This window comes from Alishewanella sp. HL-SH06 (assembly GCF_052656265.1).
This window is the reverse complement of the sequence record NZ_CP199752.1, coordinates 2,066,736-2,083,007: the sequence shown is the minus strand read 5'-3', so window position 1 is coordinate 2,083,007 and position 16,272 is coordinate 2,066,736. Positions and strand designations below refer to the sequence as shown.

The 16,272-nt window shown below is 44.5% G+C and carries 16 protein-coding genes; 3 read left to right on the top strand and 13 right to left on the bottom strand.

All coding sequences use genetic code 11. From position 1 onward, the window contains the following. Positions 1-2: 2 nt before the first annotated feature. Complete coding sequence (locus tag ACUJFK_RS09655; protein WP_445424701.1) at positions 3-1,511, top strand: DUF3413 domain-containing protein; 1,509 nt, start codon at positions 3-5, stop codon at positions 1,509-1,511. Positions 1,512-1,525: 14 nt separating this feature from the next. On the opposite strand, the gene ACUJFK_RS09650 is transcribed toward ACUJFK_RS09655, so the two are convergent. Then, entirely contained in the window at positions 1,526-1,816 is a 291-nt protein-coding gene (locus ACUJFK_RS09650) for a hypothetical protein (protein ID WP_306176525.1), read from the bottom strand. A 213-nt stretch (positions 1,817-2,029) separates the two neighbouring features. Here ACUJFK_RS09650 and ACUJFK_RS09645 point away from each other — a divergent pair, with 213 nt between their 5' ends. Beyond that, positions 2,030-2,221: a DUF2061 domain-containing protein gene (locus ACUJFK_RS09645; RefSeq protein WP_306176526.1), complete on the top strand. Its 192-nt coding sequence runs from the start codon at positions 2,030-2,032 to the stop codon at positions 2,219-2,221. A gap of 102 nt (positions 2,222-2,323) precedes the next feature. After that, the gene (locus ACUJFK_RS09640) at positions 2,324-3,163 is read left to right on the top strand and encodes a CvfB family protein (RefSeq protein WP_226751567.1); all 840 of its coding nucleotides are present in this window, start codon (positions 2,324-2,326) and stop codon (positions 3,161-3,163) included. A 149-nt stretch (positions 3,164-3,312) separates the two neighbouring features. Here ACUJFK_RS09640 and ACUJFK_RS09635 read toward each other — a convergent pair whose 3' ends face one another. The 12 genes from ACUJFK_RS09635 to bamC all read right to left on the bottom strand — a co-directional run bounded on the left by ACUJFK_RS09635 (position 3,313) and on the right by bamC (position 16,267). Next, positions 3,313-4,557 (bottom strand): SAM-dependent methyltransferase, encoded by a 1,245-nt coding sequence (locus tag ACUJFK_RS09635; protein ID WP_306176527.1) that lies wholly within the window; start codon positions 4,555-4,557, stop codon positions 3,313-3,315. After that, the gene (locus tag ACUJFK_RS09630) at positions 4,554-5,303 is read right to left on the bottom strand and encodes a DUF1365 domain-containing protein (RefSeq protein WP_226751565.1); all 750 of its coding nucleotides are present in this window, start codon (positions 5,301-5,303) and stop codon (positions 4,554-4,556) included. The genes ACUJFK_RS09635 and ACUJFK_RS09630 overlap by 4 nt, the downstream gene beginning before the upstream one ends. Further along, positions 5,303-6,556, bottom strand: a complete 1,254-nt coding sequence (locus ACUJFK_RS09625) for an NAD(P)/FAD-dependent oxidoreductase (protein WP_445424700.1) — start codon at positions 6,554-6,556, stop codon at positions 5,303-5,305. The genes ACUJFK_RS09630 and ACUJFK_RS09625 overlap by 1 nt, the downstream gene beginning before the upstream one ends. Before the next feature lie 45 nt (positions 6,557-6,601). After that, on the bottom strand, positions 6,602-7,033 hold the full coding sequence (locus ACUJFK_RS09620; RefSeq protein ID WP_226751563.1) for a nuclear transport factor 2 family protein: 432 nt from the start codon (positions 7,031-7,033) through the stop codon (positions 6,602-6,604). Beyond that, positions 7,026-8,465, bottom strand: a complete 1,440-nt coding sequence (phrB, locus tag ACUJFK_RS09615) for a deoxyribodipyrimidine photo-lyase (protein WP_445424699.1) — start codon at positions 8,463-8,465, stop codon at positions 7,026-7,028. Before phrB ends, ACUJFK_RS09620 begins: the two co-directional genes overlap by 8 nt. Before the next feature lie 266 nt (positions 8,466-8,731). Next, positions 8,732-9,028, bottom strand: a complete 297-nt coding sequence (locus tag ACUJFK_RS09610) for an integration host factor subunit alpha (protein WP_445424698.1) — start codon at positions 9,026-9,028, stop codon at positions 8,732-8,734. Between the two features lie 2 nt (positions 9,029-9,030). Continuing rightward, positions 9,031-11,418 carry a phenylalanine--tRNA ligase subunit beta gene (gene pheT / locus ACUJFK_RS09605; RefSeq protein ID WP_445424697.1) on the bottom strand — a complete coding sequence of 796 codons (2,388 nt, stop codon included), beginning with the start codon at positions 11,416-11,418 and terminating at the stop codon, positions 9,031-9,033. 15 nt (positions 11,419-11,433) lie between these two features. Beyond that, on the bottom strand, positions 11,434-12,414 hold the full coding sequence (pheS, locus tag ACUJFK_RS09600) for a phenylalanine--tRNA ligase subunit alpha (RefSeq protein ID WP_445424696.1): 981 nt from the start codon (positions 12,412-12,414) through the stop codon (positions 11,434-11,436). 121 nt (positions 12,415-12,535) lie between these two features. Further along, positions 12,536-13,228, bottom strand: coding sequence for a DnaA regulatory inactivator Hda (gene hda / locus ACUJFK_RS09595; protein ID WP_226751558.1), 693 nt, complete (start codon positions 13,226-13,228; stop codon positions 12,536-12,538). Beyond that, positions 13,229-14,314, bottom strand: coding sequence for a DUF2066 domain-containing protein (locus ACUJFK_RS09590; RefSeq protein ID WP_226751557.1), 1,086 nt, complete (start codon positions 14,312-14,314; stop codon positions 13,229-13,231). Positions 14,315-14,398: 84 nt separating this feature from the next. Next, positions 14,399-15,115 (bottom strand): phosphoribosylaminoimidazolesuccinocarboxamide synthase, encoded by a 717-nt coding sequence (gene purC, locus ACUJFK_RS09585; RefSeq protein WP_306176532.1) that lies wholly within the window; start codon positions 15,113-15,115, stop codon positions 14,399-14,401. Between the two features lie 84 nt (positions 15,116-15,199). Then, complete coding sequence (gene bamC / locus ACUJFK_RS09580; protein WP_445424695.1) at positions 15,200-16,267, bottom strand: outer membrane protein assembly factor BamC; 1,068 nt, start codon at positions 16,265-16,267, stop codon at positions 15,200-15,202. Between the last annotated feature and the right edge of the window lie 5 nt (positions 16,268-16,272).

Here is a 16,272-nt window from a genome sequence, read left to right as displayed (position 1 = left end):
ACATGGTGTTAGAACAAAATCTGTCACTGGTAAAAAAAGTCAATCGCTTGCTGAATTGGGGTCACTGGTTCAGCTTTTTTAACATGCTGCTGGCTTTAGTGATTACGGCTTTTTTCTGGTGGGCAGAACCTTTACCTGTGACATTCCTTGGCTGGAGTTATCTTGTATTAACCTGGCTAGGACATACCGCATTTATCTGCTTTATGTTTTTTATTTTAACCATCTTTCCATTGTCGTTAATTTTTCCCTATCAGCGCCATATTCGCGGCCTGGCCGCAGCGCTCGCCAGTATTGGATTAGTACTATTAATCTTTGACGCTTACGTTTATAACCAGCTTGGGTATCATCTAGGCAGTGCATCTTATGATCAAACGATTGATTTATTGCGCCAGCAAATAGTCACCAACCTGCGTAACTTTTTGCTGATCGTGGCCGTAGTCGGCAGTATGTTGTTTGCCATAGAACTGACCATCAGTAACTTTTGCTGGAAAAAAATTACCCGCTTAGGGCAATCAGGTATTGGTAAACCTGCACTTATACTGTTTTTCGGCAGTTTTATGTTAAGCCATGTTTTACATATTTATGCTGACGCGAAGTTGCAGTGGGACATTACCCGCCAAGATAATGTTTTACCGTTTTCTTATCCCGCTACGGCAAAAAGTTTGTTAGCCCGCTATCAGTTAGTTGATTTAACACAACGCGCACAGCGCCAAGCCGAGCGGCTAAGTTTAGAAACCAGTTTGCCACTTACCGGTGAGTTACGTTGTACTTTGCCGGCACAACAGTCGACACTACTGCTGTTTAGCCAACCCTTAACCGAGTCGCAGATTAACTTTTTCCGTCAGCAGCAATTTCGATTACACGAACAACATTTTGCCCCCAATAATGCCCCTGAAGCACTGCTCAATGTGTTGTATGGCCAATTTATGGTAGAAGCAAGCGACACCGAAGCGCTTAAACAGCGGCCGAGCTGGTTATCACCCTCTCACAGCCAGGCGTTTTCGGTAGTGAATCGCGACCCTAAGCTCAGCGCGTTGCTTCCTTGGGCATCAGAGTCGACCACTTTCACGCCTTTTAGTATGGTATTTGACGCGGATCCCACGCAAAATTGGGCTGACTATCAACAATATGCCCAAATTGTCATTGTGCCGTTACACAGCAATAATACTAAGTTCCAACTGGCTCCCGTCACCGCTCTGACCCGCTGGCCAGCACTGAGTCAACAATTAAAACAGCATAATAGCCAACAGCTGGACTGGTTACCCACCTTGGTTGCTGCGGCCGGCTGTGATGGCCAGCAACGCTGGCTTAGCGATAATTTGCTCGCACCTAAAGCCTTACCCAAACTGAATATCAGCCAGCAAGATATTATTAGTATCCGAAAAGATAAGATGCTGATCTTACGTCAAGATGGCAGCTATGGCGTCTGGTCAGCAGGCACCTTAGTGCCGCTGAATGACAAACTGGACGTACCGATGCTTATCGATGCGTTAAAGCGCTTAGAAGATTAGCTGCACTTTACTGCTTATTGTATAATCTTCGGCCCTTTCAAGCGGGGCCGCTTACCTGCTAACTCAAGCTCGGCGAGATGAAATAAATTGGTAAACACAATGGGCGGCGCCGGTTCACCAAAACATTCAATAAACGCCACTTCTGCTTCTTTAACAATTTGCTGGTACAGCTGATCATAGGTACTAAAACCATCATAACTGTAAGGCTCATTCAAATCAGCCATAGCGTGTTGTTGTTGACGACGCATAAAATAGTTCATCAGGAACTCATACTGCTTGATATCCAGCCATTCACGGCAATCCATAAGGTTTCTCCGAAATATTCTGCCCTGCGATAATGAAAATTACTTAGGCTAAACAACCTATCGCTCATGCCAAGATAAGGTATACGCAACACGGGCGTCAATTGACTTACCAAGCTGATTAATTTTATTGTTAATGCTAAGCAATAAAATTCACTTTAAATGCAAATGAGAGGTGCTATCATTTGATCATCGTATTGAGATAGGATGTAACTGATGATTAAGACACTCACCTTCGCGCTAATGCACTTTACCATTGCTTTTGTAGTGACCTATTTAATTACCGGCGATCTCATCCTCGGTGGCTTGGTTGCTATTGTTGAACCGGCGGTAAATACGGTAGGTTATTTTTTCCATGAAAAAATCTGGTCTAAACTGGCTAATACACCGCAAGGCTTTGCGGCTTAAACTAATAAGCAACGAAAGCAGCATACCCGTTGAAATTAGCACAGCACACACCGCAAAAAGCCGTTACAATATTCAACTTAAACAATGAATAATGAGGCACAAATGATAGCATTAGGTACCCTGAATACATTAACCGTAAAAAAACAGGTTAAGTTTGGTTATTACCTGGACGGATTAAGCTGGGGTGAGATCCTACTGCCGAACAACGTGGCGCCCGCAGATATTGTTATCGGCGAGCCCTTGTCTGTATTTTTATATTTAGATTCTGAAGATCAACTGATTGCCACCACTGAGCAACCGAAAATTATGGTTGGCCAGGTGGCCTCTTTAGCTGTGGTTGCCAGTACTAAGGTGGGTGCTTTCTTAGATTGGGGTTTAAAGAAAGACTTATTAGTGCCCTTTAGCGAGCAGCAAATCCCGCTGAAAGTGGGCCAGCACTATCTAGTGTATTGTTATGTCGATTTAAGTAATCGTATTGTTGCTTCGACTAAATTAGATCGTCATTTACATAAAACACCTGTGCCTTACCAAACCGGTGATAAGGTGCAAGTGATGATCAGTGAGCAAACCGATATTGGATACAAAGCGATTATTGAACATCAACATTGGGGTGTATTGTATAAAAATGAAGTTTTTCGCCCACTAAAACGAGGTGAACGCCACACCGCCCTGATCACCAAAGTTCGCGATGATGGCAAAATTGATTTACGCCTAAATCAAGCCACTTATCAGCAAGCTCAGGCGTTAACTGAAAAGATTTTACAGCGTTTACGCCAAAACGACGGCAAGCTGGCTTTAACGGATAAAAGTTCGCCAGAATTGATTGCCGATGCCTTTGGTGTTAGCAAAAAAACTTTTAAACAAGCCATTGGCGCCCTGTATAAAGACAAGCTAATTGTTATCACACCTGCCGGTTTGCTGCTGGTTGAAAAGTCAGTTTGAATAAATAACACCTGTGCTTCGTGCAAAACAAGGCGCATTGAAACGGTATTGACCTTCACGCTAAACGACGTTCTTGCTAAAAACAGCGAGTAAAATACAAAAAACCGGTCTTGCTGAACAGACCGGTTTTATTCTTAGCCAAATTTGGCTCAAATCACGCTGCGGTTATTTGGTTTAGTGCAAACTAAATGCACCGCGCTGGTGGCCCGCTCACGAAAGCCGCCTTCGCAATAGCACAGATAAAAATGCCATAACCGAATAAAATTATCGTCATAATTTAATTTATGCACCGCATCTCGCTGTGCCATAAAATTATCACACCAATCTTTTAGCGTACGAGCGTAGTCAAAACCGATATCCTGAACCTGACGTATCACTAAGTCTGTATGCTCCGCAACCGCAGTAGCCATCCGGCTAATGGACGGTAAACAACCGCCCGGAAAAATATAGCGTTTAATAAAGTCAACTTCACGAACATATTGATCATAACGATGATCGACCATGGTAATTGCCTGCAATACCATAATGCCATCAGGTTTTAATAAGCTGCTGCACTTGGCAAAGTAATTATCGAGAAAATCATCGCCTACCGCTTCAATCATCTCAATAGACACCAGCTTATCGTAGCTACCCTCAAGCTCGCGATAATCTTTAAACAACAGGGTAATTTGTCCCTCTAAACCTAATGCTTTTATACGGTCTTGGGTGTAATCAAATTGCTGTTGTGAAATCGTGGTGGTAGTCACTTTACAACCATAATGCTGTGCAGCATAAATAGCCATACTGCCCCAACCAGTACCAATCTCAATCACATGATCACTGGCTTGTAATTGCAGACGCTCACAAATTTGTTGCAACTTATGCTGCTGCGCTTCGGCTAAACTGCTATCAACAGAGGGATAAACCGCACTGGAATACATCATGCTAGGATCTAAGAACAGCTTATACATCGCGTTGCCTAAGTCATAATGCGCAGAAATGTTGCGTTTAGACTGACTGACCGTATTACGATTGCGGTAATTTAGCAGCTTTAATACTGGACGGCTCAAACGTGCCCAAGTAGAGTCCATCTTATCGAGCACAGCTAAATTACGGGCAAAAATTTGTACTAGGGCAGTTAAGTTGTCGCAGCGCCAATGGCCATGAATATAAGCTTCACCGCCACCAACCGAGCCAGCTAACACCAGTTTTTGGTAAAAGGCAGGATCAACCACTGTTATCGTGGCGTGTAACTCAGCACCCGTTTCACCAAATTGTTGTTCTACCCCTGCTTCAATCACCGTAATGGCACCGTGACGTAATTGGCTGAGGAAATTCAAAGTAAATTTACGACATAACCGGTCAAACCAACCAAGATTGTCAAACACCGCTTTTTCACTAAGCGACAAACTCATACATCAGTTCCTCTGGATTTAGGATGGCCATAGATAGGCATCCTTTTAAACACTAGTTTTAAAGCCTGCCAATAAATTCGAGTCATGATCTGTACGCTTTGCCATGGCTGACGGATCAATATCTTACGGCGTACTGCGGCTGTCAGCTCAAAGCGTCGTAGGGTAAACCACGCACTAAACACCGCTTGGGCTTGCTTGATATTCGTAATACTGCAAAACAATTGCTCGCTAGGCTGGGGAATTTGCCATCGATATTGCATATCCAATGGATTAAACGGTGAAACATGAAACACTTTGTCATGTTCATAGAACTTGGCGTTTTCTTGCAATTGCTGCAAATAGTAATGCCGTTCGTTCCAAGGCGTATTACTGACCTCCGCGAGCAAATAACAGCAACGACCGCTTTCATCGTAACAATAGTATAAATTAAGTGGGCTAAAATAGACGCCCCAGCCTGCCAATGGCGATACCAAGAAAACCTGGTTAATCGCCACATTACCGCCTAACTGCTGTACTTTGGCGCGAACAGCTTGCCCCAAGTCGCTATCACCCTCGAGAAAATCTTTACGTCGAAAACTAATCGCAGCAAACCGCTCAAAACCGATGCCTACAGCAGATAAACTAGCTTGGTTTAGCTGGCTGCAATCCAGCCAATAAGCCGCATAAGGATAGCTAAAGCCATGCACCTTGGGTAGAAAGCGCTTATGCCCTACCCGACCACAATATACCGCATGGCCTGCTTGCATCAGTAATCTACACCTAATAAGGCGGCAACATCGACAGCACTACGAGCGCCGTCTTCATGAAAACCGTTATACCAATAGGCACCACAAAAGAAACTATTATTCACACCATTGATCTCGTGACGCCGCTGCTGGCTGGCGATAGTACTATGGTTATACACGGGATGTGCATAGTGATAAACCCCTAATACCTTATCTTTGGCGATACTGGCGCTGTTGTTTAACGTCACGCAAAAAGTCACGGGGGCTTCTAAGCGCTGTAAAATATTCATATTATAAGTCAGTGTCGCTTGATTACTTTGCTGGCTATCAAGATTGTAGTTCCAAGACGCCCAAGCCGCTTGGCGAACCGGCAGTAAATTCGTGTCGGTATGCAGCACAACTTCGTTTTGTTGATAAGCAATTCCCCCCAAAATCTCCCGCTCTTGTGCTGTGGCATCTGTTAATAAAGCCAGCGCTTGATCGCTGTGACAAGCAAAGATCACTTTATCAAATTGCTCGGTTGTGCCATCGGCAAAATGAATGGTTGCACCCATAGCATCGCGCGACACGCCACTGATGTTTTGCTTTAAGCGTAATTTAGCAGCATCGACCTTTTGTAACAGTGCCTCCACGTAGCGCTTAGACCCTCCTTTTATCACTGACCATTGTGGCCGATCATTAATATTTAACAAACCGTGGTTATTAAAAAAGCGAAGGAAAAAACGCACCGGAAATTTTGGCATATCGGTTAAACCGGCTGACCAGATTGCTGCGCCCATCGGCATTAAATAATTATCACGAATGCCTTGGCCAAAGCCATGTTTGTCTAAAAACACGCCCAATTCTAAATCCAGATCGGCATCATCTTCAGCAACCAGTTGCTTACCCAATTTGTTAAAACGCACGATTTGCCGCAACATTAACCAAAAAGACGGTCGAAACACATTACGTTTTTGTGCAAACAAGCTGGTTAAAGTGTTGCCATTATATTCCAGATTGTTTTGTGTATTTTTGACTGAAAAGCTCATCTCTGTTGGTAACGCAGGTACAGCAAGCTCAGCAATAAATTTATTGAAGATGGGATAGGTCCAGTTATTGAAAACAATAAAACCGGTATCAATGGCATAGTGCTTGCCTTGCACTTCAACATCAACAGTGGCAGTGTGACCGCCAAGATAATCATTTGCTTCTAACAAAGTAACATCATATTTATGTTGCAACAGATACCAGCTTAACATGCCAGAAATTCCGCCGCCTATTACTGCTATGCGCATAACTTTCCTTATAATGGCAGGCTAAACGCCTGCTTAAACAGCGGGTTAACCCGCAGCCATTTTACGTTTAACTTGGCTGGTTAACCAACCTAATACTGGGATCTGCTGATAAACCATTTCGGTCATATCATAATAATCACGATGATAGATAATTTGCTCACCTTGCCAACGTAATTCTGAACAGCCCTTAACACTAATTTCTTTACCCTTAGCGATGGCAGGATGGCTGTACGTCATCACCCAACTTAAAAAACCGACATCACCCGAACAAGAACCAGATACCGGCATAAAGCGTGCATAGTTCAACCGTTGATAACCATGATTCAAGTATACTTGTAACGCAGTTGCGCCTTGAATTTGTTGCACCGGATCAATAAAACAGACGTCTTTATGATAGAGCGCTGTTGGTGCAATAGTATGTTGCCCTGAGATCTGATTAAAATAATCTAAAAAGGCCTGTAGGCGCGGTTCAAGCATGCTGGTTCTCCTGATTTTTTACTGCTGAAAACAGCGCTAAGGTAATTTTTCGAACTTGATCATGTGCAACCACAGGAGCAGCATAACCTTTAGGCGTAATCGGTTTATGCGGCCAATGAATGTCTTTAGCCGATTTAGCCGCCAATTCAGGAATAAATTTACGGATAAAGTCACCATTGGCATCAAAACGTTGGCTTTGTGTTACTGGATTAAAAATACGGAAATACGGTGCTGCATCTGTACCGGTTGATGCGGCCCACTGCCAGCCGCCATTGTTCGCCGCAAAATCACCATCAATGAGCCTCGACATAAAGTATTGCTCGCCCCAGCGCCAATCTATATGCAAATCTTTGACTAAAAAACTGGCCGTGATCATACGTAAACGATTATGCATCCAGCCCGTTTGATTTAATTGCCGCATGGCAGCATCCACAATCGGATAACCGGTTTTACCCTGACACCACGCTTCAAATAAGGCAGCGTTATTCGGCCATTGAATAAGATCGGTTTCCGCTTGAAACGCTTTATGCTTAATTAATTTTGGAAATGCCAGCATGATGTGTTTGTAAAAATCACGCCAAATCAGTTCAGATAACCAGACTGCAGCACCACTTTTCTCTTGCCAAATTGAAGCTCCGGCTTCTAATTGCAAGCGAGCGACGCATTGTTGTGCTGACAGCACGCCGATCGCCAAGTAAGGTGAAACCTGTGACGTGCCATCCACGGCTGGTAAGTCACGTTGCAAAGTGTAATCTTGCACCTTTTGCTGACAAAATAGGCGCATCTGCTGCAGTACTTCTGCCTCTGCCACTGGCCACGCCGATGAACTGTTATCCCCCTCTTGCATCACGGTAAAAGTTGGTAAGTCAGTAAAGGTTCGCGCTTGTGGCTTTGGCTTAGCAAAGCAATGCACACCTTGTTCAGCATATTTTGCTAACCAATTACGTTTGAATGGTGTAAAAACTTTATAGACATCCCCCTGCTGGGTTAACACTGAGCCAGGGGGCATAATGCAAAGCCTGTCGAACCAATGACAATCAATCTGCTGCTGTTGTAATAGTGCGCTAACCTGTTCATCGCGTTGCTGCTCACGCACTTCGTACTCACGCTGTGCATACAAAGCCACCAGCCCTTTAGGAATAAAGGCAGCAATCGTCTTAGCGCAACTAGCATAGTCCACACCTTCCACCATCACTAACGGAATATTTAAATCTGCCAGCTCGCTCTCTAATGCTTTGACACGACGGCGCAATAAATCTTGACGTATAGCGGCCATATGGTGTTGTTGCCAGCTTTTAGCGGTAGCAATAAACACAGCGATAACAACACCGTTGTCTGCCGCCGCCGCGTTAAAGGCCGCATGCAATGCTTCGTTGTCATGACAACGTAAATCATGTCGAAACCAGACTAAATGGACAGAGGGTGTTTTCATAAGGCTTTGTATCCAAATTAGACGTGCTTGCACGTCAAAATAATTCCAGCAATTAGTTTACCTAAATTGCCTAAACACGATTATTTAAGGATCCTACCAATAGAAAGCACGGCAGCACTGATCCTGACGTTACTGCTGTCAGCATTTTGCTCAGTAGTGAACACTCTTCTTTACAGTACGCCTATTCATTCGGATCAACCCTTTAAAAAAAATCAAAAAAAAACGGCAGTTACTTTGTAACTGCCGTTTTAAGGTTTAATGTTTATCTAACCTTTACTGGTACCGCTTTCTACCCGTGATCTCAGTTTCTGGCCTGGCCGAAAAGTGACTACACAGCGAGCAGAAATGGGAATATCTTCACCTGTTTTTGGATTTCGGCCTGGTCGCTCGTTTTTAGTGCGCAAATCAAAATTACCAAAACCCGATAACTTAACCTGCTCACCAGACTCTAGCGCAGCACGGATCTCTTCAAAAAAAGCTTCCACTATTAGTTTGGCATCGCGTTTACTTACGCCAAACTTGGTAAACAAACGTTCTGCTAAATCAGCTTTGGTAAGCGCCATCTTTATTCCCTCAACGTTGCGTCGAAATCATTTTTAAGCACGCTAACCACTTGATTTATAACCTCTTGGATAGTTTTATCCTCAAGCGTACGCGCTTTATCCTGTAAGGTCAGAGCAATCGCTAATGACTTAAACCCTTCCGCAACGCCCTGACCGGTGTATACGTCAAATAATTTTAGGTCAACTAACTGATTTACGCCAACTTTTTTTATACTAGCAACAATATCAGCAAAATGCACATCTGATCTAACAACAACCGCTAAATCTCGGCGATTTGCCGGGTATTTTGATAAATCTTGCGCTTGCACTATTTGACGAAGGCCTAAAGCGGCCACTTCAAGCTCAAACAAGAAAGCTTTACCTTTAATACCTAACTTACGTTCAGCTTCGGGATGCAAAGCACCTAAATAGCCCACTACCTCGCCATCAACATACACAGCTGCAGTTTGCCCAGGATGAAGTGCACTGTGCTCTGCCGCAGCAAAATGTACACGAGCTGACGCTGACAATAAGGCCAACAGGGCTTCAACATCACCTTTCACATCGTAAAAATCAGCCGGACGCTCTGCGATCGTCCAATGCTCATTGGCATAAGAGCCCACGACCACGCCGCCGATCACCGGTACTTGACGTACACCGTTTTCGGCAGCAGCATCAGGAATAAATTTTAGGCCATATTCAAATAGACGTAACCGATTATGCTGACGATTTTGATTGTATTGCACCGCTTGTAATAAGCCTGGCCAGCTATTTAAACGCATGGCTGACATATCTGCCGAAATCGGATTCGGTAACACTAAGGCAGGCTGATCGGCAAACAAAGCTTGCTGCACTTTAGGGTCAACAAAGCTGTAAGTAATCGCTTCTTGATAACCACGATCCACCAACACCTGACGCATTTGCGACACACTTAAACTGGCTTCATTAAAACGGCGCATTTTTAAGGCTGCGATGGGCGCTTGGTTTGGGATATTGTTATAACCATACACCCGAGCCACTTCTTCAATCAAATCTTCGGCGATGCTGATATCAAAACGATAACCTGGCACCGTCACTTGCCAACCTTCTGCGGAATCTGTGACACCTAAGCCTAGGCGTTGAAAAATATCAGTCACTTCGCTGCGTGCAATATCATGACCAACAATGCGTTTTAACTTTTGCTCAGTCAACACGATAGGTGCTTTTACCGGTAAACAGTCTGCAGCAACCGCTTCGGTGATCGGGCCTGCTTCACCGCCGACTATTTGCAACAACAAGGCGGTAGCTCGTTCCATGGCGGTACGTTGTAATTGAGGATCAACACCGCGCTCATAACGATGCGAGGCATCCGTGTGTAAACCATACTGACGCGCTTTACCGGCAATGGCTAAAGGGGCAAAAAACGCACTTTCTAGGAAAATATCCGTAGTGTTTTTTGTAACACCACTGTCTAAACCACCAAAAATACCTGCCATCGCTAACGCTTTATCCGCATCGGCGATTAATAAGGTATCAGCCTGCAAAGTCACTTCTTCGCCATCTAATAACACCAGTTTTTCGCCGGCTGTGGCCATTCGTACTTGAATATCACCGTTGATTTTTGCTAAATCAAAGGCATGCATTGGATGCCCCAGTTCTAATAAAACATAGTTGGTAACATCAACAATGGCATCGATACTACGAACACCGCAGCGCCGTAATTTTTCAGTTAGCCATAATGGGCTGGGCGCTTGCACATTAACGTTGCGAATGACACGACCTAAATAGCGTGGGCAGGCACTCGGGGCTTTAAGGTTGATGGCTTTTTGTTCATCGATGGTCGCAGCAACTGGCGTAAATTCAGGCTGGCAAACCTCAAGTTTATTTAACGCGGCCACTTCACGCGCTAAGCCTTTAATCCCTAAACAGTCAGCACGGTTTGGCGTTAAATCAACTTCGATAGTCACATCGTCTAAAGCTAAATATTGGCGAAGATCAGTGCCCACTGGCGCATCTGTTGGTAATTCCATAATACCGTCAGAGTCATCTGCCATGCCTAATTCTGAGAATGAACACAACATACCGTGTGAAGGCTGTCCACGCAATTTGGCTTTTTTAATTTGAAAATTACCCGGTAATACCGCACCCACGGTAGCTACCGCAACTTTTAGCCCTAAACGGCAATTCTTTGCGCCACAAACAATGTCTAATAACTCCGCAGAACCAATAGACACTTTGGTAATTTGCAATTTATCAGCATCAGGATGTTGCTCACAAGCCACGACTTCACCGACGACTACGCCACTAAACTCACCGGCCACCGCAGCAATACCATCGACTTCTAAACCGGCCATGGATAATTGTTCAGATAAAGCTTGAGTATCCAGCTTAGGGCTAACCCATTCACGTAACCAGGATTCGCTAAATTTCATCTTGTTCTACTCCGCTTATCTGAACTGCTTTAAGAAGCGCACATCATTTTCAAAAAATGAGCGTAAATCGGTTACGCCGTAACGCAACATCGTTAAACGCTCAACGCCCATACCAAAGGCAAAGCCACTGTACACGTCAGGATCGATGCCGACAGAGCGCAGCACATTCGGGTGCACCATGCCACAGCCGAGTACTTCTAACCATTTTCCGTTTTTACCCATCACATCCACTTCAGCAGAAGGTTCTGTAAATGGGAAGAACGACGGTCTAAAGCGAACCTGTAAGTCTTCTTCAAAAAAGTTTTGCAAGAAGTCATGCAAAATGCCTTTTAGCTCAGCAAAGTTGACATTTTTATCGACCATTAAGCCTTCAACTTGATGAAACATTGGCGTGTGTGTTTGATCATAATCATTCCGATACACCCGACCTGGCGAAATAATGCGCAGTGGCGGTTGTTCTTTTTCCATAGTGCGAATTTGCACGCCAGAGGTTTGCGTGCGCAACATCAGCTTAGGATTGAAATAAAAGGTGTCATGATCTGCTCTGGCAGGATGGTGCTCAGGAATATTCAGCGCATCAAAGTTATGAAAGTCGTCTTCGATTTCTGGCCCATGCTTGGTTTCAAAACCTAACTCAGCAAAAAAACTTTCAATTCGCGCAATAGTGCGACTGACCGGGTGTAAGCCACCGCTTTCAATAGCACGGCCGGGTAAGGTGACATCAATCCGCTCTTGTGCCAACTTATCGGCAAGTTGCGCTTGTTGTAACAAATCACGTTTTTGATTTAGCGCGTCTTGCACTTGCTGCTTTAATTCGTTTATTTGTTGACCAGCGATTTTACGCTGCTCTGGGTCCATCGCCCCTAAGGATTTCAGCAGATCGGTAATACTGCCTTTTTTGCCCATAAAGGTTACGCGAACCTCTTCTAAAGCAGGAATATCGCTCGCGGTTGCTACCGCAGCCAGAGCCTCATTTAATATCGCTGTCAGGTTCATTGTTGTCCTCAACGTCACCAGGATTGCCTAGATTCAAAGCCGCCAATAATACACCAGAAATGGCTAGCACGCAGTTTTAGCAGCAGATTTTTTCGTTTAGAAGCAGATTTTTCTGATTATTTTAGGCTTGTTGCAGAATTTCACGGATGAATGGGATAGTGAGTTTTCGCTGATGCACAATAGAGGCTTTATCAAGTCGATCTAAAATAGCCACCAGCGAACGGATATCACGATTATGGTGGTTTAATAAATAACGCGCCGCCTCAGCAGGCAGTTCAATGCCCTTAAGCCGAGCTTTTTGTTGTAATAAGCCTTGCTTGTCGTCATCACTTAACAACCGTAACTGAAAACTGGTGCAGGCATGCAAGCGTGACACTAAATCCGGTAAGGTGATCCCCAGCTGTTGTGGTGCTTGATTAGCAACAATAATCAGTGCCTTACCTTGCTCAACCAGACGATTATATAAATCAAACACCGCCACCTGCCAGTTGAGATCGCCCGCCACCGCCTGAATATTGTCTAAACAAACCAGATCGAGTTGCTCAAGGTTATCTAAGATCCGCGGAGTTAATTGCTCACAATCTTGCAACGCCACTAACTGGCTGGTGCGGCCTTGCTCATGCGCCTGCACGCAGGCAGCATATAATAAATGCGATTTACCGCTACCACTGGCACCGAATAAATATACCGGTGCTTGCCCAGTAGGATCAGCTAAATACTGCTTTAAAAAGCTCACTGCCGCACTATGTTCGGCGGCATAAAAACTATCTAAGGTTTCATCTTCAGGCAAAGTAACAGCTAAAGTCAGTTGCATTTAACGCCTAACAAATTGAAATACCGCTAACACATCCGATGGATTAGGATCCGTTTGCAGCATCGGTACCCCAGGATAGGCACCGAAAGAAGGTTCAAGGGTATCGATTTTTTGAATAGTCGGTTCAAACTGCAAGCTTTGCAATAATTGCTCGGTACTCATTTGGATAGTTAGCTGAAAACGAGTAAATTGCGCGCTTTGTTGCACGATCTGAACTTTGCTGACCCCTAGTAAACTCGCTAGGTTACGCTCAACACTGACCACCTCGGCCAAACTTTGCATACCACCGACTTGCAGTACCAGATGTTGCTCTGCTGCAGGGTTAAGTAAAATAGCGAATTGTTGCGCCAGTTCTTGACCTAAGCTAGCCGCATACTGCTGCATTAATTCGGTTTCATTGGCCGCTTGATATTCATGTCGTAATACGCGCCCTTCTTGCTGTCGCAACGCGGTTAAACGCCAGGGTAATTCAGGGTTATCGCTTGTGGTTTCGAGTAATAACACCACCACTTCATCTGCTTGATAGCGTGCGCTGGCGGCGTCAATTTGTTGCCAAAACCCAGCCCACACATCAGTTTCAGTTAACAGCATTAAGTCGTCGATATCATACAAGGGTAAAGTAAAAGGCAAGGCTTGTTGCTGCAAAGCGCTGCTTAAGCTGGTTAGCCAGACGCTATCAGCACGGCGCACAAAATTACGTTGCAACTGTTGTTGTTCAACAATCCAAAATAAAATCTCAGGTCTTTGCCCACCCCAAACTGGAATTTGGTAAGATTTAAGTAATTGTTGAATACGCTGGCTGTCTAAGACAACACGAACCTTATTGCCCTGCTCGGTTCGGATCGCTTCAAACTGCTTAACGTAGCTTGCGGCATTCGCTAACTCATTTCGAAGCTCGGCTTGTTGCATAATATCTGGGCGACCAGTCACACGCATTAACACTTGCTGTAAGGCTTCACGTTGCCATTGCTGTTGCGTTTGCTCTGCACTCACTTCAGCCTGATACAAAGGCGGACGCTCTGCGCTACACAGTACATTGCTAAACAACAATATTAATGCTAACCCCAGCCATTTAGCCAAGACCATGCTTTCTCCTTTGCGCTGCTCGCGTGATTACGCCTTATTATAACAAAGCCACCCGCAGGTGGCTTCACTAAAACAAGCAAACGATTAGCCTAAATGAACACCTAAACGATTGGCCACTTCTTCATAAGCTTCTACCACGCCACCTAAACCTTGACGGAAGCGATCTTTATCCAGTTTTTTGCGGGTTGCTTTATCCCATAAACGGCAGCCATCCGGTGAGAATTCATCACCTAACACCACTTGGCCGTTAAAAACACCAAATTCTAATTTGAAGTCAACTAACAACATCCCGGCTGCGTCAAACAAAGCATTTAATACTTCATTCGCTTTAAATGTCAGACGCTTCATTTCCGCTAATTGCTCAGCTGTTGCCCAGCCAAAAGACACTGCTAACGATTCATTCACCATCGGATCGTGTAACGCATCATTTTTTAAGAACAATTCAAAGGTGGCAGGCGTTAAAGCCATCCCCTCGGTAACACCAAGACGACGCACCAATGATCCAGCAGCATAATTACGAATAACGCACTCTACCGGGATCATGTTTAACTTTTTCACCAGCACTTCATCATCGCTGAGCAATTTCTCAACTTGCGTTGGAATACCGGCTTCTTGCAACTTTTGCATAATGAAAAAGTTAAATTTGTTGTTGATCATGCCTTTACGATCAAGCTGTTCAATACGCTCACCATCAAAAGCAGAGGTATCATTACGAAAGTGTAACACGAGCAGCGAATTATCTGTGGTGTTATACACTGTTTTGGCTTTTCCACGGTACAGCTCAGTTGTCTTTTGGACCATTTTAAACTCCGATCGGCAGGCACTAAAATCAGGCGCAAAGTATAAAGGGCTTTGGCCTGATCGCAAATGACTTTTTACCGTAGATTATAACTCAGCACCGGCTGCACGGATGGCAGTGACCATCGGCTCGTAAATACTGTTCACAATATCAGCAGATAATGGCTCACCTGTTTTGTCTAACCAAGCAATCGCAGTATGGTTGTTGGCTAAACGTGATAACACAATCCGGTAATCGCCATTTTCTATGGGTAACTGTAAAGGGGCATCACGTAACGTAACGGTGCGCCAAAAACCTCGTTCGGGTTTGGTGTAATTCAAATAATAGGTATAAACAGAACGGTCAAAATCTGTTACCGATAAATTTAAATCATTAAATAATAACTCTAACTGTGACCATGTTACATCTAACGGCTGTTCAGTGATTAAAGCGGCATTGCCGGCTTTGTCGATACCGGGAGCCAAAGAGACTTCCGCCACTTGTGCACGTAAATCACGGGCCTTGGCGACCTCGGTTACAGCCACTTGATTAATCACTCGGTTAAGTAAATTCACTTCGTTGGCTTTAATTTGAACCGCATTGAGCTGTTCACCTGGCACAAAATACTGATGCTCTAACAAGGTCACCGTCATACTTAAACTGCGACCATGCGGCCGAGGTGCTAACTCAATTTGAAAACGTACTTGGTCCACAGCATCTTCAGATTTCCAAAACAGAAAGCCAGAAGTCTCAGAGCGCTTGATCCAACCCGTTTCATACCGTAAGCCGGCATCGTCAGTTTGCTTTAATTCAATGGCTTGCTGTTGAAAAAACGCCTGCAATTGCTCAGTCACAAAAGGCGTTAACTCACCGGTTAAGTCATTACGTTCAAACCATACCCGAGCAAGTTTTTCTTCTTCCTCTAAGCGACTGCTGGTTGCAGTGGCAAGAACTAAGGTAGGAGAACGCTTACTGATTTGCTCTTTTGAGTCGGTTTGCACCGGCTGATTGGCTGGAATATCATAGATTGCTGGCTGATTGGGTGTGGCCATACCTGCGGGGATCTGCAGGTTAACTTTCTTCAGCTCAGTGCTTTCTGTTGGTGTTTTGTCAAAAACTGAACAGCCACTTACTAAGACGCTGACAGCGATAATACCATTTGCCCACTTTTGCACCTAAA